The sequence below is a fragment of the Tunturibacter empetritectus genome (genome assembly GCF_040358985.1).
GTDB classification, from domain to species: domain Bacteria; phylum Acidobacteriota; class Terriglobia; order Terriglobales; family Acidobacteriaceae; genus Edaphobacter; species Edaphobacter empetritectus.
Genome location: NZ_CP132932.1, coordinates 4,807,917 through 4,833,617 on the forward strand (window position 1 = coordinate 4,807,917; position 25,701 = coordinate 4,833,617).

19 protein-coding genes are annotated in these 25,701 nt (G+C 58.5%); 10 read left to right on the forward strand and 9 right to left on the reverse strand.

All coding sequences use genetic code 11. The features are described 5' to 3' along the window. Positions 1-8: 8 nt before the first annotated feature. The 4 genes from phoU to cobA all read left to right on the forward strand — a co-directional run bounded on the left by phoU (position 9) and on the right by cobA (position 4,034). On the forward strand, positions 9-683 hold the full coding sequence (phoU, locus tag RBB75_RS20050; protein WP_179638372.1) for a phosphate signaling complex protein PhoU: 675 nt from the start codon (positions 9-11) through the stop codon (positions 681-683). A gap of 250 nt (positions 684-933) precedes the next feature. Then, positions 934-2,658, forward strand: coding sequence for a nitrite/sulfite reductase (locus tag RBB75_RS20055; RefSeq protein ID WP_179638373.1), 1,725 nt, complete (start codon positions 934-936; stop codon positions 2,656-2,658). Between the two features lie 9 nt (positions 2,659-2,667). Beyond that, positions 2,668-3,309 carry a precorrin-2 dehydrogenase/sirohydrochlorin ferrochelatase family protein gene (locus RBB75_RS20060; protein ID WP_179638374.1) on the forward strand — a complete coding sequence of 214 codons (642 nt, stop codon included), beginning with the start codon at positions 2,668-2,670 and terminating at the stop codon, positions 3,307-3,309. Then, positions 3,306-4,034: a uroporphyrinogen-III C-methyltransferase gene (gene cobA / locus RBB75_RS20065; RefSeq protein WP_179638375.1), complete on the forward strand. Its 729-nt coding sequence runs from the start codon at positions 3,306-3,308 to the stop codon at positions 4,032-4,034. The genes RBB75_RS20060 and cobA overlap by 4 nt, the downstream gene beginning before the upstream one ends. A 21-nt stretch (positions 4,035-4,055) precedes the next feature. Here cobA and RBB75_RS20070 read toward each other — a convergent pair whose 3' ends face one another. Next, positions 4,056-4,910: a PEP-CTERM sorting domain-containing protein gene (locus RBB75_RS20070; RefSeq protein ID WP_353069096.1), complete on the reverse strand. Its 855-nt coding sequence runs from the start codon at positions 4,908-4,910 to the stop codon at positions 4,056-4,058. Positions 4,911-5,407: 497 nt separating this feature from the next. On the opposite strand from RBB75_RS20070, the gene RBB75_RS20075 reads away from it, so the two are divergent. Continuing rightward, on the forward strand, positions 5,408-5,941 hold the full coding sequence (locus RBB75_RS20075; protein ID WP_353069097.1) for a hypothetical protein: 534 nt from the start codon (positions 5,408-5,410) through the stop codon (positions 5,939-5,941). Positions 5,942-6,080: 139 nt separating this feature from the next. Here RBB75_RS20075 and RBB75_RS20080 read toward each other — a convergent pair whose 3' ends face one another. After that, on the reverse strand, positions 6,081-6,848 hold the full coding sequence (locus RBB75_RS20080) for a phenylalanine 4-monooxygenase (protein ID WP_353069098.1): 768 nt from the start codon (positions 6,846-6,848) through the stop codon (positions 6,081-6,083). A gap of 459 nt (positions 6,849-7,307) precedes the next feature. After that, complete coding sequence (locus tag RBB75_RS20085; RefSeq protein WP_353069099.1) at positions 7,308-7,913, reverse strand: hypothetical protein; 606 nt, start codon at positions 7,911-7,913, stop codon at positions 7,308-7,310. Positions 7,914-8,061: 148 nt separating this feature from the next. Here RBB75_RS20085 and RBB75_RS20090 point away from each other — a divergent pair, with 148 nt between their 5' ends. Then, positions 8,062-10,113 (forward strand): tetratricopeptide repeat protein, encoded by a 2,052-nt coding sequence (locus RBB75_RS20090; protein ID WP_353069100.1) that lies wholly within the window; start codon positions 8,062-8,064, stop codon positions 10,111-10,113. Here RBB75_RS20090 and RBB75_RS20095 read toward each other — a convergent pair. From RBB75_RS20095 to RBB75_RS20115, 5 genes are all read right to left on the reverse strand, one after another. Continuing rightward, positions 10,014-11,045: a hypothetical protein gene (locus RBB75_RS20095; RefSeq protein WP_353069101.1), complete on the reverse strand. Its 1,032-nt coding sequence runs from the start codon at positions 11,043-11,045 to the stop codon at positions 10,014-10,016. The two genes, RBB75_RS20090 and RBB75_RS20095, sit on opposite strands and share 100 nt — an antisense overlap. Before the next feature lie 312 nt (positions 11,046-11,357). Beyond that, positions 11,358-12,143 carry a response regulator transcription factor gene (locus RBB75_RS20100; RefSeq protein WP_179638383.1) on the reverse strand — a complete coding sequence of 262 codons (786 nt, stop codon included), beginning with the start codon at positions 12,141-12,143 and terminating at the stop codon, positions 11,358-11,360. Between the two features lie 3 nt (positions 12,144-12,146). Continuing rightward, positions 12,147-12,473, reverse strand: a complete 327-nt coding sequence (locus RBB75_RS20105; RefSeq protein ID WP_353069102.1) for a PilZ domain-containing protein — start codon at positions 12,471-12,473, stop codon at positions 12,147-12,149. Between the two features lie 118 nt (positions 12,474-12,591). Beyond that, entirely contained in the window at positions 12,592-13,806 is a 1,215-nt protein-coding gene (locus RBB75_RS20110) for a hypothetical protein (RefSeq protein ID WP_179638384.1), read from the reverse strand. A gap of 157 nt (positions 13,807-13,963) precedes the next feature. Beyond that, positions 13,964-15,394, reverse strand: coding sequence for an ArnT family glycosyltransferase (locus tag RBB75_RS20115; RefSeq protein ID WP_179638385.1), 1,431 nt, complete (start codon positions 15,392-15,394; stop codon positions 13,964-13,966). 115 nt (positions 15,395-15,509) lie between these two features. Here RBB75_RS20115 and RBB75_RS20120 point away from each other — a divergent pair, with 115 nt between their 5' ends. Continuing rightward, positions 15,510-19,085, forward strand: a complete 3,576-nt coding sequence (locus RBB75_RS20120; protein ID WP_179638386.1) for a polysaccharide deacetylase family protein — start codon at positions 15,510-15,512, stop codon at positions 19,083-19,085. 136 nt (positions 19,086-19,221) lie between these two features. After that, positions 19,222-20,862: an L-glutamate gamma-semialdehyde dehydrogenase gene (gene pruA / locus RBB75_RS20125; RefSeq protein ID WP_179638387.1), complete on the forward strand. Its 1,641-nt coding sequence runs from the start codon at positions 19,222-19,224 to the stop codon at positions 20,860-20,862. A 718-nt stretch (positions 20,863-21,580) separates the two neighbouring features. On the opposite strand, the gene RBB75_RS20130 is transcribed toward pruA, so the two are convergent. Beyond that, positions 21,581-22,237, reverse strand: a complete 657-nt coding sequence (locus RBB75_RS20130) for a response regulator transcription factor (protein WP_353069104.1) — start codon at positions 22,235-22,237, stop codon at positions 21,581-21,583. Positions 22,238-22,476: 239 nt separating this feature from the next. On the opposite strand from RBB75_RS20130, the gene RBB75_RS20135 reads away from it, so the two are divergent. Together RBB75_RS20135 and RBB75_RS20140 are read left to right on the forward strand one after the other, a co-directional pair. Next, positions 22,477-24,123 (forward strand): FAD-dependent oxidoreductase, encoded by a 1,647-nt coding sequence (locus RBB75_RS20135; protein ID WP_353069105.1) that lies wholly within the window; start codon positions 22,477-22,479, stop codon positions 24,121-24,123. 23 nt (positions 24,124-24,146) lie between these two features. Further along, positions 24,147-25,613 carry a sensor histidine kinase gene (locus tag RBB75_RS20140; RefSeq protein WP_353069106.1) on the forward strand — a complete coding sequence of 489 codons (1,467 nt, stop codon included), beginning with the start codon at positions 24,147-24,149 and terminating at the stop codon, positions 25,611-25,613. The last annotated feature ends 88 nt before the right edge of the window (positions 25,614-25,701 follow it).

The window sequence follows — 25,701 nt, forward strand, 5'->3', positions numbered from 1 at the left end:
TCTCCCGCATGCCCCGTATCAACTTTCAACAGCAATTGGTCGCTCTCAAAGACAAACTTCTCGCCATGGCTGCGCTCTCGCAACAGGCTCTTTCGTTGTCACTGGAAGCTTACCTTACCGGAGATATGAGCCTCTGCGACCACGTAAAGGAGATTGAAGCTGCGATCAACGCGGCGGAACGTGACGTAGATGAGATGGCGTACGACCTTCTGGCCAAAGAGCAGCCTATGGCTATCGATCTTCGTTTCATTCTGTCCGTGATCAAGATCAATGGCGATCTGGAGCGCATTGGGGACCAAGCGACGAACATCGCTTCGCGGACGCAGTATCTACAGGATTCTCCGAAGATCTCGCTGCCGATCGATATCCCGGATATGGGCGAGAAGGTTGGGGTGATGATCCGCAGGGCGATTCAGTCTTTGCTGGAGGCGGATGCGAAGCTGGCGGAGTCCGTACTTGCTATGGACGATGAGATCGACGATATGAACCGCGATGTGCAGAATGAGTTGATCGAGGTGATGCAACAGCATCCGGTGGTAAGCGGACAGGCGTTGAATGCGATCATCATCTCGCGGAACCTGGAGCGCGCAGCGGACCACGCTACCAACATCGCCGAAGATGTAATCTTCTGGGTTCGCGGCTCGGATGTTCGGCATAAGCTCTCACTCGCAGAAGCGGATTGAGTCATGAGTGCGCCGGCAGAGTGAGCAGCCTTGACGTGTGGTCCTGCGACAACTAGTCTTAGGGGTATGGTGAGTTCGACTCAGCTTACATCAATGACTTGTCGCACGTGTTGTCACAACTGCGTGCGCCGTCGCCTTTGCCTGAGTTGTAGACTTACCCGATAAGTCTCCTTTTTCTTAGCAAAGCCACCAGCGCCCACTGAATACGGTGGGCCTTCTTGTTTCTGCCGCACACAAAAGGACACTCCTCATGAGCAACTCAGCCTCTCCTGTTATTAAAGAGACCAAAGCACAAAAGTCCGAACGTTTGAAGCTGGCGAAGAATCCGTGGGAGGCATGGGAGGAGGTTCGTCAGTTTGCCAAGGAGGGCCGCGAATCGGTTCTTCCGGAGTGGGCTGGCCTCTACTTCAAGTGGTGGGGGATCTATACCCAGGGCGATGGAGTGGGAGCCACCGGAGGTGTTGGTGGCGAGGGGAAAGCAACCGAGTACTTCATGATGCGTATTGGCCTGCCGAACGGGATTCTTACCAGCGCACAGTTGCGCGTCATTGCGGACGTTACAAAGAAGTATGCTCGCGATCTTGCTGATATTACGACGCGGCAAAATATACAGCTCCACTGGCTGACCATCGAGGCGTTGCCTGAGGTGGTAGATGCGCTCACTGCGGTAGGGCTCAGCCCAAAGGGTGCGTGCGGTGATGTTGTTCGCAACGTGACGGGCTGCCCGCTGGCTGGAATCGATGGACACGAGCTTATCGATGCTTCGCCTCTAGCTGTAGAGATTGCGCACAAACTCACGGCCAATCCCGAGTTCTATAATCTGCCGCGCAAGTTCAAGATCTCTGTCACTGGCTGCCCGCTGTGGTGCTCGTACCCGGAGATCAACGATGTTGCGTTGACCGCGATCAAGCGCACGATTGACGGCAAGGAAGAGGTTGGCTATACGTTGCGGGTGGGCGGCGGCCTGTCGACCGAGCCTCATCTCGCGGTGCGTATTCCTGCGTTCATCCGGCAGGATCAGGCGTATGCTGCTGTGCATGCCACGGCGGAGATCTTTCGTGAACAACAGGAGTTACGCGAGAACCGCACTCGCGCTCGCATCAAGTATCTTTTTATGAGGCATGGCTGGACCGCAGAGTCTTTTCTGGAGGCATTAGAAGGCAGACTGGGTTACAAACTGGATCCTAGCCCGGTCACCGAAGATGTGATTCCCGATGATGTTTATCGTGATCATATCGGCGTAGCGCCGCAGCGTCAGGCAGGTTTGTCGTCAGTGGGAGCCAGCGTGCTGCGTGGCCGCATCTCGGGCGAGCAACTCCATCAACTGGCTGACCTGGCTGAGCGGTATGGAAGCGGAGAACTTCGCACGACGATTATGCAGAATATTCTCATCGTCAATGTGCCGAACGAGAAGACGGCCGATCTGGTATTGGCGCTGAATGGAATGGAGCTGCACGTGGATGTTTCTGCCTTCTGGCGGGGAGCGATCGCGTGTACCGGCACGGAGTTTTGCAAGCTGGCGATTGCGGAGACGAAGGGCTTTTCGAAGTGGCTGGTCAGTGAGATGGAAGAACGCCTGCCGGGCTTCGACCAGCAGATCAAGCTTCACGTCACAGGCTGCACCAACAGTTGTGGACAGCACTGGATCGCTGACATTGGGCTTGAGGGCAAGAAGATCAAGAAGGATGGGAAGTCGGTGGACGCCTTCTATTTTTGCGTGGGAGGAGCGGTGGGTAAGTTTGCTCGGACGGCTCGACCATTGGGCTATCGCGCTGCGGCGGACGATGTTCCGGATGCGATTGAGCGGTTGTTGCGCGGGTATCTTGACGCTCGTGAGCCGGACGAAGATCTGCGAGCTTACTTTGCCCGGACTGATGACGATAGCCTGCGAGCCCAGCTTGCGGGTACGGTGATCGATCCTGTGGAGCGCGATGCTCCGCCGGTTGGTGCCGGCCGCTACGTGCCGGGAGAGTAACCTAGTTTCATGGACCTTTTCCCTATCTTTCTAAAGATTGCCGGCCGGCCATGCATCGTAGTTGGGGCCGGAAATCTAGCTGAAGCGAAGATCGACTCACTGCTGGCGGCTCACGCAAAGGTGACGGTGATTGCTCCGGAAGCCCGCCCTCGCGTGGTCGAGATGGCGGCGGCGGGCGAGCTCGAATGGCTGCGCCGGAAGTACGTCGAAGGCGATTTGCTGGGGCAGTTCCTTGTGGTCGCGGCAACCGACAATCCTGTGGTAAATCGAGCTGTCTTCCGGGAGGCGACCGAGAAGAATCTCCTCTGCAATGCGGTGGACGACCCACCGTTCTGCGATTTTTACTTTCCTTCTGTGGTGCGGCGTGGAGATCTGCAGATTGCTATTTCAACCGCAGGGGCTAGCCCGGCGTTGGCCCAGAGGCTGCGCAAAGAGATCAATTCGCAACTGCCGCTGGACGTCGGCGACTGGCTGACTAACCTGGGTAATCTGCGACGTGAGGTAACTCAGATAGAACCGCTGAATGAAGAGCGAAAGTGGCTGCTTCACCAACTCGCTCAGCGTGAGGTATGCGGCTACGAGGCGTGCCCGTCTCGCCTGCTTGCCCGCGAGCATGCTTTGACGAATCCATTACCCGAGAAGAAATCGTGAACTCTGCTGCTCAGCCTGGAACCGTCTACTTAGCAGGTGCAGGACCGGGTGACCCGAACCTGCTTACCCTTCGGGTCCTTCGGCTACTTGAAACAGCAGATCTGATTCTGCCTGATGATCTGGTTTCTGCTGAGATACTATCGCTGGCCCATGGGGGGGCGGAGATTATCCCGGTTGGGAAGCGGTGTGGGCAGCCGCGTATTACGCAGGCGGAGATTCACGTTCTTATGCTGGAGGCGGCGCAGGCGGGCCGATCCGTGCTGCGGCTGAAGTCCGGCGATCCGTTGATCTTCGGGCGGGCGGGCGAAGAGATCGGCGCACTGCGTGGGGCGAAGATTCCGTTCGAGATCGTCCCCGGCATTACGACTGCGTTTGCGGCGGCCGCAAGATTGAGAACGCCGCTGACCGATCGCAGCGCAGCTTCAAAGCTGATTCTTGCTACGGCGCACCATGCGGCGGAGAAGCTAGAGCTGACCCCAAAATGGACGGGAGCTCTGCCGGAGAACGCTACGCTGGTGATCTATATGCCGGGACGCAGATTTCGCGCCCTGGCAGAAGACCTTATCTCCTCTGGGATCGCGGGCGAGACGCCGTGTGTTGCGATCAGCAAGGTAACCGCGGCGGATGAACATGTTTACAGTACGACGCTCGCCCAGCTGGATGACGACGCTGTTGGTCCTGCACCCGTGGTCCTGCTGATCGGCGACGCTATTCAGGTGCTGTAGCAGGTACGAGGGAGCTAAAGTCTAGGCTTTGAATCTGCGACGAATTGCGCCAGCTGCACCGATTACTCCGGTAAGGACGAGGACGTAGCTGGAAGGCTCTGGAACAACCGGGATCGGTGTGCCGGGGCCAGTGGGGGTGCCAGGACCAGTAGGTGTGCCGGGGCCGGTCGGAGTACCAGGACCAGTGGGAGTGCCGGGTCCAGTCGGTGTACCGGGGCCGGTCGGTGTGCCGGGGCCAGTGGGAGTGCCGGGTCCAGTCGGTGTACCGGGACCAACCGGTGTACCGGGGCCGGTCGGTGCGCCGGGGCCAGTGGGGGCGCCGGGACCGCTGGGAGGTGCTGTAGCTCCCTTGCTTGGAGCGTTAGGAGGCAGCCAGCCGCCTCCGCCGAAGCCTGGCGTGTAAATGGGTGGGCCACCCAACGGAGTCTCAGGGGAGATGCCTCCATAGGAAGGTGGTGGTGGGACGTTGTTGGAGGCAACCATCTCACCGAGATCGGTGGGCAGTAGATCGATACCGTCATTGAGAGAGCGGCCGGCGTGGAGAGTGGCGGGTGTCTCTTCCCCTACCAGCGGCCCATCACTGCCGCCCTCGGGCAGGACACCACAAGCCAGGTTGATTCGGTGGAGCGTCTGCGGACGCGTCATATGCGGGGCCGGTGCGACAGCGGGAATCAGCTTTGGTCGAGGCTTTAGCTTGCCTTGAGCATAGAGCTTGGCGCGGCGCTTTGCGGCAGCGATGCGCTGGATCTGGCGGGAGTGCGCCAACTCTTGACGATAGGCGACAAACCAACGCTCACAGTCGGTCGATGCGCTAACGCACGAGGCAGAGACACCAACAAAGATCACCAGAAGCAAAAGGTAGGCAAAGCGACGCATAAATCACCCTAGAAAGTTCTCGTTCTTCCAAATAACAGCTTGCTGAACGAACGTTATTGCTAATGCAATCAGTGGACCAAATGAAAGGCACGTTCAACCATGCTGGAAGTTGCAGTATTCGAGCCAAATCTTTGCACAGTTGGGAATATATTACCCTGTAGTAGCGAATTGTTTTCTCTTTTTCTCTCTTTTTTATTTGCGCAATGGGAAACTCTGTTGAAATTAGCACTCTTTCCGTGCCGGCAAAGCTGGCGTAGTTGCCCCAGGCTGTCAGTTGGCTTTGGCGCGACGAAGAGGAACAGGCCGGGCCGGTGCTGCGCAAATCATTGCAAGCCGACGACCAAATTGACGTGCAGCGCACCAATTTGACGCGCCGCACAACATTTTCTCCCGTTTTGCGTTCTTATAGATCAGGATGTCAGGTCCCTCAAAGAGGTCTGAATCCCGCACAGTCATTGACGCCTGACGGCGTACTGGGCTTTGCTTAGGAGATTGAAATGCGCTATCTACGCTACCTCGCTCTGCTCGCTTTGCTGATTGTTCCGGCAGCGGCTTACTCCCATGCACAGGTTTCGGTCGGTGTCGGCATCGGTGGCCCCGTTTACGGTGGCTACGGTTATGGGGCTCCGGTTTGCTCCTACGGATACTACGGCTACGCTCCTTATGCGTGCGCGCCTTATGGGTATTACGGCCCGTCATGGTTTAGCGGTGGACTCTTTATCGGTGCAGGGCCCTGGTATCGCGGCGGCTACTATGGCTACCGCGGAGGTTGGGGCTATCGCGGTGGTTATGGCTACGGCTATCGTGGCGGCATTGGGTACCGTGGAGGCTATGGCGGCGGATACCGTGGTGGTTATGGCGGTGGATACCGTGGCGGATACGGCGGCGGCTATCGTGGAGCGTCGGTTGGCGGCGGATTCCATGGCGGCGGTGGTGGATTCCACGGCGGCGGTGGTGGTGGATTCCACGGTGGCGGTGGCGGTTTCCACGGCGGTGGTGGCGGCGGTCACGGTGGTGGTGGACACCGGTAACAGGCAGTTGACGTCATAAGAACGGCTGCGGGCTATATCGTCCGCAGCCGTTCTTCTTTAACTAGTTGTTGTTTACGTGCGATGCTCTCGGATTTCTTCTCGGCTATTTCGAGATTTCTTTTCAGCTATCCTTACGGTTTCAGCCCAGGCGGCCTTCGGCCTGTTTAGTGGCTTCGTAGATCTGATCGAAGGATTCGACGGCGTAGAGTACAGGCTGCATCTCGCTGGTCTGGAACTCCTGGTTGAGCACGGCGTCGAGGTTGAAGTCTTTGACCTCACAGCCTCCGGCGAGGACCCGGGTGCACTCGCCGTGGGAGGAGATGAGGCCGCTGCCGTAGACCTTGATCTCCCCGTTCTGGCGGATGAGGCCGAATTCGACGGTGAACCAGAAGAGGCGGCCCATGCGCTCGAGGGCCTGGGGGTCGGTGAGGCGGGCGCAGATCTTTCCGTAGCTTTCGAGGAAGTCGGCGAAGACGGGGTGGGCGTGCATGGGGACGTGGCCGAAGACGTCGTGGAAGATGTCGGGCTCCGGGGTGTACTCCATGGAGTCGCGCGAGCGGAGCCAGGTGGTGGTGGGGAACATGCGTGCGGCCAGCATCTCAAAGAAGGCGTCGGCAGGGAGGAAGCCGCTGACGGGGGTGGACTGCCAGCCGGTGCGGGGCTGGAGGAGCGCGCTGACCTCGGTGAGGTTCGGCAACTGGTCCTCGCGGAGGCCGATCTGCTGGAAGCCGTCCAGATATTCTTTGCAGGCGTGCTCACGGAGTTGGGGCATGCGGCGGGTTACGAGTTCGCTCCAGATGGCGTGCTGCTCGGGAGTGTAGTCCGCCCAGGTCTGTTCGATGAGGTACGGCGCGGCCACATTCAGCTTGCCCTGGGCCAGATTCAGCGTTGAGGTTGCAATTCCCATGGGGTTCTCTATCGGCTCCTTGTGCCAGCAGAAGGATACATCTTTGTGACTACGATTGTGTCAGTTCCCGCTGCTGGGGTACCCCCCGGGGGGTGGGGGTATTTTGCGCGTAAAATACTTGCTTTCAGTGGTTTACAGTGAGTGCCTCTCTGCAAACTATTCATTCTAAACAGGTTGCGGCTAAAATACTTTTTTTGAGTTAGTTAGCGCGCCCTCCCTTGCATTCGATGAAAAAGCCCCGGTCGGCGCCGGGGCTTTTGACAGCTTCAATAAGTATAGCCTGGGGAGGGAAACTAATACGCCACTCGGATCTCTCTTATTTTGTGTTAGTTATGCGTTTTTGTCGCTTGACAAGTCAAATTGCTGATGTTTACCCCAAATAGTGCCAAGGACCAAGGAGCCAAAACTAGAGAGACCATCCTGAAGAGGACCCATCCTGCCGGAAGAGGTGATCTCTCTTCACCATCTCTCGCTGACTGGTTCCAGTTTACGAACAACGCCATGGATTGCCTGGTTTCCGAAGTGGTTCGTCGCAGGTCCTGTGAAGACCATTGTCATATTTGAATACGGGACCTCGGTTCCTCCGGTGATGCAGACTTGAAGCATCGAGCTAGGCGGAGTCGTCTCGAAGAGGGCACCGCTTCCGTTGCCGGTGATCATGCTGACTGTGCCGGTTACCTGAAAACCCATTGTCGTGAAAGGCTTAGGGTATGCAGGGCAGCCGGTCATGTCCCAGGTAACTTTGGCGTGCGTCAAGCGGATGTGGTGCGTGTGGGCATTCTGGCCTCCCTTGGTGGCATCCAGAACGTTGTTGGTAGTGCCGTAGTCGGACATGGTCATGTCTGCTGCGAAATCAGCGAGCTCGCCCCATTCGTGCAGATCAAGCGACCATTGTCCGTGCATCTCATACGGACTGCCGGCGATTTGCGGGTTTGCCGGCGTGTAATCGTTGAGCAGACCTTTGAAGTGGAGCGGCCCGCGCTCCTGGGCGAGGGCACAGGTGCCTGCCACCAGGAGAAGAAGAGAGAGAACGCAGGCCGAGGAAGGAAGGATTTTGCGTTTCATGAAAGACTCCAGTCTTTGAGATTGGCGACTTGCGCCTGAACTGGCTACACCTTCGGCCATGCAGAGACGGCGGGTCAACCCGCAAGAGACAGAACAACAGCTTGCGGTCAAATACCGCCTTTTACCGTGCCAATTCGACTGCGATAGAATGCCTGCGACAAGCTGGATTTCTCCGGAGATCGCCATGGGTGGGCCGTTGTTTGAAATACCGCTGGCGGAGAGGCTACCCGAAAAGCGGCTGGATTCGTGGAAGGAGATCGCCGTTTATCTCAACCGCGACGTAACCACTGTGCAGAGGTGGGAGAAGCGGGAGGGAATGCCGGTTCACCGGCATGTGCATGAAAAGCGCGGCTCGGTCTACGCCCTTCCTGAAGAGATCGATTCCTGGGTTCAGAGCCGCAGACTCCCCCTTGAGGAAGCGGAGCTTACGCCGGACATTGAACCGCTGCCCATGCCCCAGGCTGACAGTGGCGATCGAGTCAGTCCCATACCGAGATCCCGCTTGTGGTTCGCTTTCGCAGCGATTGTTTTGCTCGCTCTGCTTTCAGCCGTCTGGTTCTTACTGAGGGGTCGCTCCAAGGGTGCGATTCAGCCTGCTGTGCGGTCGCTGGCGGTGCTGCCTTTCAGGAATTTATCGGGCGATCCGTCTCAGGAGTATCTGGCTGATGGGATGACTGAGGCGCTTATTGGACGCCTCACGGAGATTCACAACCTTCGTGTGATCTCTCACACCTCGGTGATGCGCTTCAGTAATCCCCGGCTCTCCGTACCTGAGATTGCAAAGATGCTCGGCGTGGATGCGGTCGTTGAAGGGTCGGTGACCCAGGAAGGCAATCGCATCCGGGTGACGGCACAGCTGATTCGCGGCGCAACCGACACGCATTTCTGGTCCGAGACCTATGACCGCGAGATGCGGGACGCGCTCACCTTGGAGAGTGAACTGGCCCAGGCCATCGCAGAAAAAGTTAAAGCGACGGTTACCGGAGAGGAGCGCCAGCGGCTTAGAGCCGCACGCCCTGTCGCGCCTGAAGTCTACGAAAGCTACCTGAGGGGCAGGTTTGTGCTGAGCCGGGGAAACAGCAAAGCTGAACTTGAGCAAAGCATTGGCGATTTTGAGGATGCGATCAATAAAGACCCGACCTTTGCACCGGCGTACCTAGGCCTGGCACAGGCGTACAGCAATCTGGGAACGGTCTTCGTCGGGGTTTCTCCTGCAGAGACGCGACCGAAGGCTATGCTTTTTGCGCGCAAGGCACTGGCAATTGATCCGGGTCTTGCGGGAGCCCATGTGCTGCTGGCAAATGTCCTTCAGCGGGAGTGGCAATGGGCCGAAGCTGAGACGGAATACAGGCGCGCTCTGCAACTGAACCCAAATGGAGCAAATGCCCATGCCGGACTTGCGTTATGGCTGGTCTGCGAGGGACGACGCGAGGAGGCTATCGAAGAGGTACAGCGCGGCCAGGAGCTGGATCCGATCGAGGTCTCCGGCGGTAATGTCTCGTGGATTCTGTTTCAGGCACACCGCTACGACGAAGCCATTCGCGAGTCGCGCAGCACACTGGCGGTAAATCCGGACGATGCGAATACGCTTTCGGGCCTGGGATTTGCACTGATTGCGAACAATCAGCCAGCAGAAGCAATCCCGGTGTTAGAGAAAGCAATCGCTCTTTCGAAGGGTAGTCCTGCAGCAACCGGTGTACTGATCAGAGCGTATGCCCACGCCGGTCGACGTGATGACGCACTGCGGCTGCTTGCGGAGCTGAAGAGACGCAAAGAGACCGGCTATGTTCCGGCGGCTGCATTTGTGAACGCTTATCTGGGGCTTGGTGAGAACGAACAGGCATTTGACTGGCTGGAACAGGCTTACAAGGAGAGATCAAATATCCTTCAGTTCCTGATAACCCATCCCTACTTCGACCCTGTCCGTGAAGATCCCCGATTCATGGATCTGGTCCGCCGGGTGGGCCTTGGGGGAAGATTCAGCACCACCTTAGCGCGGAGGGCTGCGAGGCCCGGCGTGGAGCGCCAACACGGTGGCCCCATGGGATGGAAAAGCCACACACGTGTCCTCATTCGCATGCGGTCAACGCTTCCCTGGGCTCAAAAGTGGAGAGTGACCCGACGAGATTCTGCCGATACTCCGTATCCGCATCGCGGCGAAATTCCGGAGCCGGCTCCACTGCTCCACACCGGATCGTGAACGCGACGAAGCTTCTGGTCGAAGAGCGTCACGTCTTCGAAGGTGAAGGTCCGATCCGGAGGGTAGTCGTCGCAGCGGACCACATAATAAGCTTCGAGCACGCCACCAAAGGCCCAATTGAAGACTTGCCCGTCGCTGGGAGTATCGGTGAGAGTCGTGCTCTGGCCGGTCGAAAGATCGACGGAGAGCACGTTCCAGGTGGCACAACTCAACGTGCCGGTCCCGCAGGTGTTGGTCATGGACCCGTAGATCCTGTCACCTGTCTGGACGTTCACTGCTGGACTGGCGACCACGATGCCGCTCAGGCAGCAGTTCCAACTGGCGATCGTCCACTGGCCGCCATACAAACCGAGGACGGGCTGAAGAATGCTCGTCTGCTGGTCGTTGATATCTTCCAGTCCGGGGAAGAAGAATAGAACCTGACCATCCTCGGCAAGCGGATGAGGCGGGACGGTCCACCTCGCGATAAGTGCCCCGTAGGAGCTGGACGGGGAGCCAGTTGTTACGTTGCTGTTCTCTACCCAGCCGTTCACTTCGGGAGATTGTCCGGTGCGGGTCTTACTGGGCTGGCTGGTATTGCTTGTCTGGGGAGCACCCGAATTCACCGGATTCCCCGTCGCCGTGAAGTGAGGGAAAGCGCAGGACGCGGCGCTGGCTTGGATGGAGCCATCGGCGTGTTGCATGCGGTGGTCGGGTAACAGGCGTTCGCCGGGCTTGAGGACTTCAACGCACGAGGAGTGGAAGTAACCGAACGGAGTAATCACAAAGCCGGCCGGTACGTTCGCGGGTCGGGCGGTCCCTGCCAGGGGAAGCTGCGGAGTGGCAGTCTCGTCGGCCTGACCGGCAGACGGAACGCTAAGCACTGCGATGATTATCGGCAATGCCAGGAAGATCTGGATGTGTTTGACAAACCTACCTGAAGGGAAGCTCACGGGGTCTCCTTAAGGCGCACCTAAGCTCAGCGCGGGGAATGAATTTTTAGGGGGGAGTGGCGGCCGCCAGCCCGTACTCGCCGACCGGGTACGGGAAGCCAAAATTCTATTCCAAGGTTTAAAAAATGAAAAGTTTTTTTTGAAGACATGCCAAGGCGAAAGCGATCATACAGGCGACTCCCGTCAAGGAAGAATCAACCTGTTACTGGAAAAGTGCGCAGATGCGTCGGCAGCTTTGCCGCCTACCTTGCGGGGGAGTTTCGGCTGACTTAGCTTTTGAACGACGGGTGAAACTGCCGTCATCGGCATCGATTACATTTTGGCGCGGAGGGGCTGGGAGGGCTCGGTGTGGGGCGCCATTTGACCTTCGGTGTCGACGAGATACTTTTTCAGCAGCTCGTGGTGGAGGCAGTAGAGAGCCAGCTCGAGGCGGTCGGAGACGCCCAGCTTGTCGTAGACCTTGCGCAGGTAGTTCTTGATGACCTGCTCGGTGGTGCCGATCTGGTAGGCGATCTCTTTGTTGCGCATGCCGCGGGTGATGCAGCTGATGATGGCGAGCTCTTTTTTGGAGAGCTTGGGCTGAACCTTTGGGTCGGTGAGGTTGGTGGCCTGGGAGCGGTAGGCCTCGATGACCCAGCTGATGGATTGGTTATCGATCCAGGTCTCGCCTTCGGCGATCTTGCGGACGCATTTGACCAGGAGGTCGGGAGAGATGGAGCGGGGCACGACACCGCGAACGCCGCGGCGATAGAGCTCTACGGTGTTGGACTCGTCGGCCTCGGTGACCTGGACGATGAGCTTAGCTTCGGGGGCCTGACGAACGAGTTCGGGGATGGCGTCGATGGTGCCGGAGATGAGTTGGCCTTCGAGGAGGACAACGTCGGTCGGGTAGCGCTGGAGAGCGGCGTAGAGGTTCTGGAGCGTTTCCACCTGGGCGACGACGCGGATGTCGTCTTCGAGAGCAAAGACCTTCTTCATTCCTACGCGATAGATGGCCTGGGAGTCTGCGAGGATGACACGAATGCCTGCAGTGGGAGTGGAGTCCTCTTCCGGCAGGTCTTCGTTGTTTCGGATTGGGTCAAAATTAACTACGGTCATAGATCAAGCCTTTAGAGAATATTCGTCGATCACAGCAGCGGCTTTTTTTGTTCCACTTTGCAGATAGTGGCGAACGACGCGGCCAATGCAGTGTATGGTGACATCGTTTGCGGCGCCCATGACCTCTGCCGGCATTGCGATCGTGAACTCGATTCTGCTATCCACCCGCGGCAACTGATCACTGACAAAGAGCAGACCGTTGGCCGAGATGTTTTCGGTCATGGCTTCCAGTTCACCGTTCTCCGTCAGCACCCTTATGGGGAGTCTCATAGGGAAACGTACTGCGGTACGAACTGGATTTTCCCCATTTGGCATCTGCCATTGAGCCACTCGACCTCCTCCGGACCTGGATTGCAGATAGGACATAGTTTCAGAACCCCGCCAATGACTGACACTGTGGAGTTTACCCCACCTTTTCTTAAGCGCCAGCTTTTTTATGAATAGAAGGTTATTCTGGCGGGCACAGAGCGGCAGAGCCACCGACCCATAACCGGTCGCGATTGTGGTCGACGCCCATCATAAGACCACGTCCGAGACGGACCAGGGCGATGGCGGGTTGGAGGGTTTCGCCGTCGGGCCAGAGGTACATGATGCGGATCTCGGCCTGGGTGGGGCCGTGCGGGGTGTCGATGACGGGCTCGAAGGCTACGCGCTGCTGGAGGAGGTAAAGGTGGCGTTGGTCCGGGGGGATTGCGTTGAGGTCGTCGTCGGTGGGGGCGAACTGAATTCCCTTCCCTGCAAAGGAGTAGAGGGGCTTGAGGAGGAGCTGGTTGCGGTCTTCTGGAAGGCCTTCGCGGTTGCGCTCGGCGTACCAGTTATTTAGAAAAGCGGCTTTGGGGACGGAGGGATGGTGGAGATAGGGGAGCGAGAACTTGCTGATGCGGAAGTACCAGTTGGGATGGCCGGCCCACTCGACCTGTAGGTCGTCGCGGTAGTCGAAGGGGAGATGGATTTGTTTGCGCTCCAGCTCGTCGACGATGGCTCGGTTATAGATGCGGTGGATGGGGATCTCGCGGCCGTTGCGATGGTAGAAGAGGCGGTTGCCACGTTTGATGAGGGTAGTGATGTCGACGGTGGCGATGCCGAGCTTGTCCTCGTAGATGTTGAAGTCGGGGAGGGTCTTCTGGTGGGCGGGGTCGATCTCGAGGAGGATGACGTTCTCGGGTGCGTGATTGTTGAGGATGACCTTCGAGAGGAGCTGCCAGTAGGTTTGCTCGTTAAGGCCGCCGAGGTGCCAGGTGAGCGCAGGGTCGAGGTTGTAAGTTTTGATGTACTGAGGGGCGAGGATGTCCTGATAGCCAAAGATGGAGGGGAAGGCCTGGAGTTCGACGAGCTTTGGGCTGAGGGTGCCGTCGAGGTTGCGCGTCAGGCCGAAGTCTACGGTCATGAAGTTGGGATGGTGATTTTCGTTGGGCATGCGGTACTGCGCGGGAACGCACTGCTCGGAGGCCTGCAGGTAGGCGGGGTTGTCGAGGAGCTGATGGGTGAGCTGAGCGCCGGTCTGAGCGAGCTCCTGCATGAGGGAGTTGGGGAAGAAGCAGGGGGTTTCGGCGACGCGGAAGTCGACGGTGGTTCGGGTGCGGCGATTGAGGCGGGCGAGGAGGTCTTCGTATTTGGCTGTGGTGAACTGCGCGTTGAAGCGGTCGCGATAGGGCTGCAGCATGGGAGCTAGTGTAGCTGCCCACTTCGTGGGGCGTATACCGGCTTCGCCCTGGGCCTCCCGATGGTCGGCGGAAGATTTTCGATCGCGACCAACGGGAGCGCCAACCGAAGGGGTACACACGTCACGAAGCGGCCGCCGCCCGCGCAAGGGTGCATTTCTATTCACCAGAAGACGGAGCAAAGACGCAGCTTGCCCAGACGATGAGCAGGGGGAAGAGCTCGAGGGTGTAGCGGGGCTCGGAGTTGTCGAGGGTGAGGAGCAGGGCGCAACGGAGAACGACGAAGCCGAGCATGGCCGAGAACAGTGCGGTGTGCGGTCTGGTGCCTCGACTTCGCCAGAGCCAGAGGCCGATGGCTGCAAGGAGGAAGTACGCGAGGTTCAGGGCTGCGGAGGCGTAGGCGAGGAGGGTCTTGCCGCGGTACTCGTGGAAGTTCCACCAGTCGAGGCCGATCTGCATCATCTCGGGGCGGGGGCGGAAGAGCATGTTGGTAAGGCGAGCCAGGGGGAGAGCGACGTAGTAGCGCAGAGGGTGGGCGTGAATGCGCTGTTGGGCGAGAGCCTCGAAGCGCCGATCGAGTTCGGGCGTGGCGTTGGTGTTCTGGTTGTAGTCTGAGAGGATGGCGGCGGTGAGCTCGTACTGGTCTTCTGAGTCTATGGAGTCCTTGGAGTCGTCGGAGTCGAAGGCTCGGGTGGGGAGGTCTTTGATGTTGAGGTCGGTGCTGTCGTAGTTCCAGTAGACCTGTTCGGTGGAGGAGAAGTCGATGGCCCAGGTGCGATACCAGCGCTGAAAGCCTGTGGGGACAGTCTCGCCGGGGTCAGTTGCGCTGCGGGGGGCGAGCGGCTGGATGACGTGGAAGGTACGCCAGTTTCTGATGGCCCAGGGTGCGAGGGGCAGGACGACGCAGAGAGCTGCGATTGCGACAGGTCTGAAGCAGCGGAGAGAGCGCCGGCGTGCGGATTTTTGCCAGACGGACTTTTGCCAGACCATCCAAGACATCGCGGGGACGACTGTGGCGGGGAGGAGGCCCTGCTCGGGACGCAACAGAACGGAGTAGGCCATGGCGGTGGTGATCGCGAGGAGCCAGCGGTTGAACGGTGCGCTGGCGCATTGCCAACGCTCGAGGCTGTAAAAGGTGAGGGCGATGGTGAAGAGGGTGAGAGTCTCGGTGAGCGGAGCGGCGCAGTAGATGGCGGTGAAGGGGCAGAGGGCGGCGAGCCATAGAGCGGCTGTGGCGGAGCGGCGGCCGAAGAGCCGGCCTGAGAGTGCGGCGATCAGGAGACAGGTGCCGAGGTCGATGGCGCACTGCAGATACATGATGGGGACGTAGCGGTCAAAGCCGAAGAGACGAAAGCACGCCGCGAGAAAGAGTGGGTAGCCGGGGAGGCGGATCAGCGTGGGCCTCGGCATGTCTGAGCCGAAGGTGAATCCATAGATGCCGTATCTCAGCCAGTTTTTTGCGATGCTTCCGTAGATGAGCGTGTCGCCTTCGATGCGGCCTGCATGCAGCACATACCAAAGGCGCAAGGCGAGCCCTGCTGCGAGCGGGAGCACCGCCCAGAGAAACGTCTTCAGCCTTTCTTTGGTCATGTCTTTTGCATCATACTGCTGCGGGGCCACGGTTCTCGCCGGCTGCGTTGACTCGGGGGTTTCGCCTGCATACGATGGGACATAGCCGCATGCGCAGAGTCGCCAGTACTCCTCAATGAATAGACAAGTCTTCTACGATCCACAACGCAAGCGCTGGAAGCGGCTGCGCCGAATCTTTGACGTACTCGCCCTGCTGGGACTCTTGCTGGGGACCATCTTCGTCATTGGGCTGTTGCGAATGAAGCCGTTGCCGGAGCTGTTTTTGCGGGCACAGAAGCGGAACTACAGGGCGCTGGCGAACCAGACGACTCCGCAGTTGAAGCCGGGACAGAAGCTGCATCGGTCGGCTCACCGAAAGACGGACGTGAAGCCGGGAGACGTTCCGTTGAACTCGGGTGAAGGTTTGCGAGCGGCGTACTACGTGGAGGATGATCCAGCGAGCTACTCTTCGCTGAAGCAGCACATTGCACAGGTGGACCTGCTGTTTCCGGAGTGGCTGCATGTGGTGGGCACGAACGGTGAGGTGGTGTCCTACACGCAGGATAATCGCGCGTACGACATTGTGGACCGGGCTGGAGTGCACCAGGTGGATCGCGAGGGCAAGGTGGCGCGAACGGTTGCTGCCAACCACGTAAACCTCGACATCTTTCCGCTGGTGAATAACTACGATCCAAGGCGACAGATTTGGGCGCCGGAGGTTGGAGGATTTCTTTCCAGCGACACGGCGCGGGCGGCCTTTGTTCAACAGATTCACAACTTTCTGGCGGGAAACCCCAGCTACCGCGGGCTTTCGCTGGACTTCGAAGAGATTCCTACAACTGCGCAGCCGGGCTTCAGGGCTTTGATTGCGGCGTTGTACGACGACTTTCATCCGCGTAATCTGCGGCTGTATGTGAATACGCCAGTGGGCGATGATGACTGGGATCTGAAGTTCATGGCGGACCACTCGGATGGTTTGTTGCTGATGAACTACGACGAGCACCAGACCGACAGCGGGCCGGGGCCGATCGCTTCGCAGGATTGGTTCGTCGACAACCTGAAGAACGTACTTAAGACTGTTCCCAAAGAAAAGATCATCTGTGCGCTGGGTAGCTATGGGTATGACTGGACGACGGCGCTGCCTGCGACTGAGCCTGAATTGAAGCCGGGAGTCAGGAGGCCGCGCGTGAAGAAGCCGGCGGCTCCTGTGACTCCTGAGAAGATCCTCGCGGCGCATGATCTTTCGACGCAGGACGCGTGGCAGGCGGCGTCGGACTCCGATTCGCAGATTGACCTCGACGATGACTCGATGAACGTGCACTTTGCGTACGACGACGAGGATGCGCAGGTACGTCATCAGGTCTGGTTTCTCGACTCGGTCACGATCTTGAACCAGATGCGGGCGGCGCGCGAGCTGGGCATCCAGACCTATGCGCTGTGGCGGCTGGGCTCGGAAGATAACTCGATGTGGAAGATCTGGGATCATCCGCAGCATGCGGACCCGGTGAAGGATCTGGCGCAAGTTGAGCCTGGGTACGACGTCGACACCGAGGGCCAGGGCGATATTCTGCGCGTGACGCGCAAGCCGCAGACCGGCAGCCGCGTGGTGACGCTGGACGACGACGACTCGGTGCCGCTGGAGTACCGGATGGTGACGCAGGAGTCGATGTCGTCTTATCCGCTCTCTTACACAGTGGAGCAGTACGGCTACAACGACAAAAAAGTTGCGCTGAGTTTTGACGACGGTCCCGATCCGGAGTGGACGCCGAAGATTCTGGACATACTGAAGAAGTACAACGTGAAGGGCACGTTTTTCATGATTGGCGAGGTGGCCGAAGACTACGTTGGCGTGATGCAGCGGGTGTTTCGCGAGGGCCACGAGATCGGCAATCACACGTGGTCGCACCCGGATATCAGCGAAATCTCGAACCGGCAGGTGGACCTGGAGTTGAACCTGACGGAGCGGTTGTTCGCGTCGAAGCTTGGAGTGCAGCCGCTTTACTTCAGGCCGCCTTACTCGATCGACCAGGAGCCGGATACGAACGATCAGGCTGCGCCGGTGGAGAAGATTCAGGGGCTGGGTTATGTGATCGTCGGCAACAAGATCGACACGAATGACTGGGATGAACATCCGCGCAAGTCTCCGCAGGAGATTACCGACAGCGTCTTCGAGCAGATCGAGGATATGAAGGCGAAGCCTTGGAATCGCGGCTCGGTGATTCTGCTGCACGACGGAGGGGGCGACCGGTCGGCAACGATTGCGGCGCTGCCGGTGCTGATCGAAGCGTTGAAGGCCAAGGGGTATGAGATTGTTCCGGTGTCAAAGCTGGTGGGCAAGACGCGCGCCGAGGTGATGCCGGAGCTGACGCCTCGCCAGCGCTGGCAGGCTCGCGCTGATTCGCTTACGTTTTTCTTCTACAGTTTCTTCCATTATTTTGTTGTGGGGGTGTTCTTCGTCGGAGACATTCTGATGAGTGCGAGGTTGATCATCATCGGTGTGTTCGCGATTATCGACCGCTTCCGCAAGAGGAAGAACTTTGCGACTCCGGAGTATCAGCCGAGGGTTGCGGTGTTGATTCCGGCGTACAACGAAGAGAAGGTGATCGTTCGGACGATTCGCTCGGTGATGATGTCGACCTACAAGAACATTCGCATCATCGTGATCGACGACGGGTCGAAGGACAACACTTTCGATGTGGCGCGTGAGGCTTATCCGGCGGATATCGCCTCGGGCCGTCTGACGGTGATGAGCAAGCCGAACGGGGGCAAGGCGGATGCGCTGAACTATGCGCTTGAGCGGATCGACGAAGAGATCTATGTTGGCATTGATGCAGATGGCGTGATTGCGCACGATGCGATTACACGGCTGGTGCCACACTTTGCGAATCCGAAGATCGGGGCGGTGGCGGGCAATGCGAAGGTCGGCAACCGGGTGAACCTTTGGACGCGGTGGCAGGCGCTGGAGTACATCACGAGCCAGAACTTTGAGCGCCGCGCGCTCGATCTGTTCGATGTCGTGATGGTGGTTCCGGGGGCGATTGGAGCGTGGCGGACGGCGCCAGTGAAGGCTGGCGGAGGATACCACTCGAACACAGTGGCCGAAGATGCCGACCTGACGATGAACCTGCTGGAGCAGGGATACTGCGTTATTTATGAGGACCAGGCGCTCGCGTTTACTGAAGCCCCGGTGGATGCGGATGGGTTGACGCGGCAGCGGTTCCGGTGGTCGTTCGGGATCCTGCAGGCGATCTATAAACACAAGGGCGCGATCAGCAAGCACCGGGCGATGGGGTTGTTTGCGCTACCGAATATTCTGATCTTTCAGATCATTTTGCCGCTGGTGTCGCCGCTGATTGATTTGATGTTTTTGGTTGGAGTCTTTCACTACATCATCGATAAACACTTCCATCCGGAGACGGCCTCGACGGACAGCTTCTATAAGCTGCTGGCCTTCTTTGCGGCGTTCCTGGTGATCGATTTTGCGGCTTCGGCACTGGCGTTTGCGCTGGAGCGGAAGCACCCGGCGAGCAAGGGCGATGGCTGGCTGCTGTTCCATATCTGGATTCAGCGGTTTACCTATCGGCAGCTGTTTTCGGTTGTGCTGTTCAAGACAGTCAAGCGCGCGATCGACGGCAAGCCGTTCAACTGGGACAAGCTGGAGCGGACGGCGCAGATGTCAAAGGCGACGGAGAAGCTTACGGAGGGCGCTTAGGAGGGTTTGAGCGGCTCCATCGAAGTCGGCAGTTCCATCGAACTCTTTGTGCAGTGCATCCAATGGGAGACGCACTGTGATTATCCCTATCTCACGAGCGACGAGGGAGTACGACTCGCGCTAGAATTGACGCGCTATGGCTACTATGAATCTCACCCACTCCGCCCCGGCGACTTTGCCGAAGACACCATTTTCCAACGAACCGTTTGTCGACTTTTCGACGGCTGAGAATAAGCGCAGGATGCAGGAGGCGCTGACGCGCGTCGAGAGCGAGCTTGGCCGCGAGTATGACATCGTCATCGGCGGAAAGCGCTTGAAGACTGAGGGGAAGATTGTCTCGAAGAATCCGGCACGGCCGGCGGAGGTGATCGGGATTCATCAGCGAGCGGCTGCGGAGCATGTGGAAGGCGCGATGAAGGCCGCGCAGACGGCGTTCTTGAGCTGGAGCAAGGTGCCTGTAGCCGAGCGGGCTGCGCTGCTGTTTCGGGCGGCGGAGATGATTCGCGAGCGGAGCTTTGAGTTCTGCGCGTGGCTGACCTTCGAGGTGGGCAAGAACTGGGGCGAGGCGGACGCGGATGTGGGCGAGACGATCGACTTTCTGGAGTTCTATGGACGCGAGGCGCTGCGGCTAAGTGAGGCGAAGACGCCGATTCAGTTTCCTGGTGAGCGCAATCAGCTGAGGTATGTTCCGCTGGGTGTGGGTGCGGTGATTCCGCCGTGGAACTTCCCCTTTGCGATCATGGCGGGGATGACGGCAGCTTCGATTGTGACTGGAAATACGGTGATCTTGAAGCCTTCGGTGGATGCTCCTACGATTGCTGCGAAGTTTTTTGAGTTGCTGAAAGAGGTTGGGCTGCCGGATGGGGTTGTGAACCTTTGTCCGGGCGAAGGGCCGGAGTTTGGCAGCGAGGTTGTCGCGCATCCGCAGACTCGGTTTATTGCGTTTACGGGATCGAAGGCGGTGGGGCTGGAGATTCACGAACGCGCGGCGAAGACACAGCCGGGGCAGGTGTTCATCAAGCGGACGATTCTGGAGATGGGCGGGAAGGACTCGATCATCGTTGAAGCTGACTGCGATCTGGACGCTGCGGTGGATGGTGTGGTGGCGAGTGCGTTTGGGTTCAATGGGCAGAAGTGCTCGGCGTGTTCGCGGGCGATTGTTGCGGCGGATATCTATGACGTGTTCTGCGATCGGCTGCAGGAGAAGGTGGCGAAGATCAAGACGGGTGATCCGGCGGAGAACGTCTATACCGGGCCGGTGATCAGCGAGAAGTCGTACCGCAAGACGCTGGACTACATTGAGATCGGCAAGAAGGAAGGCACGGTGCTGAATGGCGGCCACGCTATCGAGACGCCGGGGGGCGGGTACTACATCGCGCCAACGGTGATTGCGGATGTGGCTCCGACGGCTCGGATTGCGCTCGAGGAGATCTTTGGGCCGGTGCTGGCGGTGATCAAGTCGAAGAGCTTTGATGATGCGCTGGCGATTGCGAATAGCACGGAGTATGGGCTTACGGGTGCGATCTACACGGCTTCGCGAGAGAAGCTGGACCGGGCGCGAGAGGAGTTTCACGTTGGCAATCTGTACTTCAACCGGAAGTGCACCGGCGCAATGGTTGGGGCGCATCCGTTTGGCGGGTTCAATATGAGCGGGACTGATTCGAAGGCTGGCGGGCCGGACTATCTGCTGCTGTTTACGCAGGCTAAGAGCATTGCGGAGAAGATTGGGCATGCTAGTGCGGCGGAGGAGAAGCAGGCAGATCAGATGGGGATGTAAAGACGGGGGCCTCGGACCTGTGAGAAGACCGGCGAGGCCACGGCCGGTTAGACCGCGACTACTCCCGTACACCGCACTGAAGCGCGGTGTACGGAATCGAGTTTGGTATCTGTGCCTTGGTCATGACGGCCCCAAGGATATCGCCTGCTATGTGGTTTCAGTGAGTGTGCTGCACAAATCTGTGGAACATAGTTCTCTAAGGAGTGATCGCATGAAAGCAGCAAGCACAGTAGCACTTGCCCTCGTTCTCGTCGTGTCCCCGATTCATGCGAAGGACAAACGTCCTCCGCTCCCGGCCAGCGTGATAGCTGCAAAAACCGTGTACATTGACAATCAAACGGGCCACTCAGAGATTACAGACCGTGCCTACGATGCATTAAGTAAGTGGGGGCGATTCAAAATCTTGAAGGACCCAAAGGACGCCGATTTGGTCCTTCGGTTCACAGCAAACACCAATGGCAGACCCACCCCACCAGGCAATGATATAGACATATCACCTACCCCCGTGGTTTTCTCTGTACGCGACCAAGCTAATAATGAACTCTGGTCTGTATCTAAGGACACGCCGTTTCATAGTCAAACGCGCCTAGATATAGTCAAACGCGCCTAGATATTGATGAGTTCAAGAAACGAATTGAAGGACAAGAAAAAGGCAATTAGGCTTTGCAAAGCTTTACTGCTGCAACTTAACGCTGTTCTGATGATTATCCTGCGACTGTCAGGCAGACTTCATCTGGATGAGGTGACCGGCCTTGGCTGCGGCTTCGGCGAGGACACGGTGGTGGATGGTGAAGAGGGCCAGCTCGAGACGGTCGGAGACGCCTGACTTGTCGTAGATGCTGCGGAGGTAGTTTTTGATGACCTGCTCTTTGGTGCCTAGCTGCTGGGCGATGTCTTTGTTCTTGCAGCCCTGAACGATCAGCGCAACAATCTGCATCTCCTTCGGAGTCAGCCGGTCGCGGACGCGGGCGCCGACGCTGTCGGAGCTTTGCATGGTGGTGACGTTGGCGCGCTGCACGAAGCGCTGGCCGCGAGCGACCCGACGAATGCAGTCGACCAGCACACTGCCGGCGACGTTGCGATGGAGAATCCCATCGAAGAGTGTGGCGATCTCTTCGGGAACAAGCTCCGAGTTCTCGGCTACCAGAACCGTGCGGCTGCCTGCTATCTGGGTGCGGGCGAGCAGATCTTTCACTTCGACACGCAGGCTGGAGGAGAGAAGGACGATCGAGCCGCGCAGCCCGTCAATTGCGGCGAAAAGCTTCGGCGCGTCCTCACACTGGGCGACGATGCGCATGTCTTCTTCAAGCGACAGCATTCTGGCTGCGCCTGCGCGGAAGATGGCCTGGTCGTCAGCGAGAATAATTCGGTTCATAAGTATGGTGATCTCCTGCCGGGCGCAAACGACCCGCAATCCCTCTGGCTATTCCCTTATCGGTGGATTGCAGCGAGGAGGAGGCAATGTCTACAATTCGGACAACTTGGGCTGTCGATGGCACTTTAGAGGCAGAAACAGGGTCGTTCCGGGGCCTAACTTTCTGAAACTTGTGGGCTTCGATCTAATCGAATTGTACGTGGGGTGTCTCGAACCTCATCAAGGCAGTATAAAGGGATATGCCTAAGCCAATTTTGCTAGCTATCGATGACGACACCAGCGTTCTGGAAGCGGTGGTCCAGGATCTGCGTCGGCACTATGGCCAGGACTACCGCATCGTCCGTGCTGCCTCCGGCGCTGCTGCCCTGGATATCTGCCGCCAGCTCAAAGAAAGAAAAGACACGGTCGCGTTATTCCTCTCCGATCAACGTATGCCGGGAATGACAGGGGTTGATTTTCTTCAGCAGGCCCTATGCATCTATCCGAATGCGAAACGCGTTCTGCTGACGGCCTATGCCGATACGGAAGCGGCGATTCGGGCCATCAATTCGGCCAAGATTCACTACTACCTGAATAAGCCCTGGGATCCGCCGGAGGAGAAGCTTTATCCGGTGCTGGACGATCTGCTGGGGAGCTGGAAGGAGGGGTACAGACCTCCGTTTGAGGGGATTCGGGTGGTGGGGGTGCGCTGGTCTGCCATGGACCATGCGGTGCGGGACTTTCTCTCCCGCAACCGCATTCCCTACCAGTGGTTGAACCCGGAGACGAATCCGGATGCGCTGGCGCTGCTGAAGGAGAAGGGTATCGACGATACCAAGCTGCCGGTCATTCTGTTTGGCGACGGGACAGCGCTCGTGCAGCCGACTTCGACGGAGATGGCCAATAAGGTCGGCCTTCGGACACAGGCACAGCAGGAGTTCTACGACGTTGTGGTGGTGGGCGCGGGGCCTGCGGGGCTTGCGGCGGGCGTGTATGGGGCCTCTGAGGGGCTGCGGACGCTGGTGATCGAGGCGGCGGCTCCGGGGGGGCAGGCAGGTTCGAGCTCTAAGATCGAGAACTACCTAGGCTTTCCGGAGGGACTCAGCGGCGAAGAGCTGGCCAAGCGAGCTTTCCTGCAGGCGAATCGGCTGGGGGCGGAGTTTTTGACGCAGAAGGTCAACTGCATCCGGGCGGAGAATCAGTACCGCATTCTGACGATGGCCGACGGGCAGGAGGTGACCTGCCATGTGTGCCTGCTGGCGACGGGGGTCGACTACTGCAAGCTGGATGTGCCGGGGGCAGACAAGCTGAGCGGAGCGGGTGTCTACTATGGCGCGGCGCTGACCGAGGCGATGTCGTGCAAGGAAGAGGCTGTGTATATCGTGGGCGGAGCAAACTCGGCTGGCCAAGCTGCTATGCATTTCTCCCGCTACGCCGATCATGTTCACATGCTGGTCCGCGGCAAGTCGCTTGAGAGCAGCATGTCGAAGTATCTGATCGATCAGATTGAGGCGACTCCGAACATCACGGTCGAGACCGGCACCGAGGTGATTGCGATGGGGGGAGAGACTCACCTGGAGTGCCTGACTCTCAAGACACCGCGCGGGGAAGAGGCTCGACCGGCCAGCTCCCTGTTTATCTTTATCGGCGCGGCGCCGAAGACGGACTGGATGCCAGCGGAGCTCTGCCGCGACAGCAAGGGATTTATTCTCGCTGGTCCCGACCTGAAGGCGCAGGCGCCCAAATCGTGGAAGTTGGAACGTGATCCATATCTGCTGGAGACAAGCGTTCCCGGCATCTTTGTCGCTGGCGATGTACGATTCAACTCGGTCAAACGATGCGCTTCCGCTGTTGGCGAAGGCTCGATCGCGATTCAGTTCGTCCACCAATATCTGGCAACGCTTTGAAAGGCAACCTAACCAATAACCCGATGAGCGAACAAACCCAAACCGTCCAACCCAACGTCATCGAAACGATCGATTCGGAGCTGCTGGCGCAGCTTCGCAAGGTGCCAATTCTGTCCTCGTTGAAAGACGACGAACTGCACTGTCTTCAGGGAGTGAAGCGCACCCACGTTGAGAAGGGCCAGATTATCGCGCGTCAGGGAGAGGTCTCCCACGCCTTCTGTATTTTGCTCCGAGGGGAGTTCCGCGTCTTCCAAACGACTCCTGAGGGCGACCAGAGCACGATGGCCAAGCTGGAGACCGGAGATGCGTTTGGGGAGATGGCGCTTTTGACCAGCATTCCAAATGCAGGGAGCCTAGAAGCTTTAGTGCCGAGCGATCTGCTGGAGCTCGATGAGGAGCAATTCTGGGAGCTGATGACCAGCTGCCCACAGGTTCGCAAGGCCATACTGGGCAACATGGCCTTTCGGCTTCAGAAGATACAGAGCATCACACTCCGGCAGGAGAACCTGGCCTCGCTGGGCACGCTCGCTGCTGGCCTGATGCATGAGCTGAACAACCCGGGCTCTGCTGCCCGCCGCGCCGCGTCGCAGCTGCGTGAGAATCTGATGAGGATGCATGAGCTTTCGCTTAAGTTCACAGAGCGTGAGCTATCGGCGGAGCAGAAGAGGTGCATGTTCGGTTTGCAGAAGCAGGCTCTCACAGCAAAGCAGCCTCTGATGATGAACTCCCTGGACCAGAGCGACGCCGAGGAGGCTCTGGCCGAGTGGATGGAGTCTGCGAACATCGAGAACGCATGGAAGATGGCGCCGACGCTGGTTTCGATTGGGATGACGCCAGCAGAGTTGGAGCGCATCCGCAACGATTTTAATGGGCCAATGCTGCCTGAAGCGCTGGGTTGGCTGGAGGCGCTGGTCTCGAGCACGCAGCTGGTGGGCACCATCGAGGAGAGTATTGGCCGTGTGACCGACCTGGTACATGCCGTCAAGTCTTATGTCTACGAAGGAAGAGGGCAGAAGCAGACGATCGATATCAATGGCAGCATTCATGCGACGCTGGTCGTCCTGGGTCACAAGCTGCGCGAGAAGGAGATTGTGCTCGAGAAGAACTTCGCCACCGACCTTCCTGCGCTGCACAGCGAGTGCACGGGGCTGAATCAGATCTGGACGAATCTGCTGGACAATGCGATCGACGCGGTGCCGCAGCATGGACGGATCAGTGTGCATACCTGGGCAGAGAGTTCGAAGGCTGACCCTAAAAATCCTCACACCGACCTGTGCATCAGCGTGAGCGACAACGGCGCGGGAATTCCACTGGATAGCCAGGAACACATCTTCGATCCCTTTTATACAACCAAGCCTGTCGGCGTCGGAACGGGCATCGGTCTTGGAATCGTGCAACGTATCGTCGATCAGTATCACGGCGTCATTCGCTTCAGCTCCGAGCCCGGCAATACCGAGTTTGTTGTGCGGCTTCCCAGCGATAACGAATAAAATTGCACCAACGTTGTGCCCTCTTCGGGAGGGCAACATTTTTCTCTGACTTGCGTTTACTCCTTCGAACGCGTGCGCCAATGATGGT

What these genes read in the sequence shown, in the direction of transcription:
- pruA (WP_179638387.1), top strand. Translation starts at nt 19,222, where the DNA reads ATGGCTACTATGAATCTCACCCACTCCGCCCCGGCGACTTTGCCGAAG.
- RBB75_RS20075 (WP_353069097.1), top strand. Translation starts at nt 5,408, where the DNA reads ATGCGCTATCTACGCTACCTCGCTCTGCTCGCTTTGCTGATTGTTCCG.
- RBB75_RS20110 (WP_179638384.1), bottom strand. Translation starts at nt 13,806, where the DNA reads ATGCTGCAGCCCTATCGCGACCGCTTCAACGCGCAGTTCACCACAGCC.
- RBB75_RS20070 (WP_353069096.1), bottom strand. Translation starts at nt 4,910, where the DNA reads ATGCGTCGCTTTGCCTACCTTTTGCTTCTGGTGATCTTTGTTGGTGTC.
- RBB75_RS20090 (WP_353069100.1), top strand. Translation starts at nt 8,062, where the DNA reads ATGCCTGCGACAAGCTGGATTTCTCCGGAGATCGCCATGGGTGGGCCG.
- phoU (WP_179638372.1), top strand. Translation starts at nt 9, where the DNA reads ATGCCCCGTATCAACTTTCAACAGCAATTGGTCGCTCTCAAAGACAAA.
- RBB75_RS20130 (WP_353069104.1), bottom strand. Translation starts at nt 22,237, where the DNA reads ATGAACCGAATTATTCTCGCTGACGACCAGGCCATCTTCCGCGCAGGC.
- RBB75_RS20060 (WP_179638374.1), top strand. Translation starts at nt 2,668, where the DNA reads ATGGACCTTTTCCCTATCTTTCTAAAGATTGCCGGCCGGCCATGCATC.
- RBB75_RS20055 (WP_179638373.1), top strand. Translation starts at nt 934, where the DNA reads ATGAGCAACTCAGCCTCTCCTGTTATTAAAGAGACCAAAGCACAAAAG.
- RBB75_RS20135 (WP_353069105.1), top strand. Translation starts at nt 22,477, where the DNA reads ATGCCTAAGCCAATTTTGCTAGCTATCGATGACGACACCAGCGTTCTG.
- RBB75_RS20120 (WP_179638386.1), top strand. Translation starts at nt 15,510, where the DNA reads ATGAATAGACAAGTCTTCTACGATCCACAACGCAAGCGCTGGAAGCGG.
- RBB75_RS20080 (WP_353069098.1), bottom strand. Translation starts at nt 6,848, where the DNA reads ATGGGAATTGCAACCTCAACGCTGAATCTGGCCCAGGGCAAGCTGAAT.
- RBB75_RS20140 (WP_353069106.1), top strand. Translation starts at nt 24,147, where the DNA reads ATGAGCGAACAAACCCAAACCGTCCAACCCAACGTCATCGAAACGATC.
- RBB75_RS20100 (WP_179638383.1), bottom strand. Translation starts at nt 12,143, where the DNA reads ATGACCGTAGTTAATTTTGACCCAATCCGAAACAACGAAGACCTGCCG.
- RBB75_RS20115 (WP_179638385.1), bottom strand. Translation starts at nt 15,394, where the DNA reads ATGACCAAAGAAAGGCTGAAGACGTTTCTCTGGGCGGTGCTCCCGCTC.
- RBB75_RS20085 (WP_353069099.1), bottom strand. Translation starts at nt 7,913, where the DNA reads ATGAAACGCAAAATCCTTCCTTCCTCGGCCTGCGTTCTCTCTCTTCTT.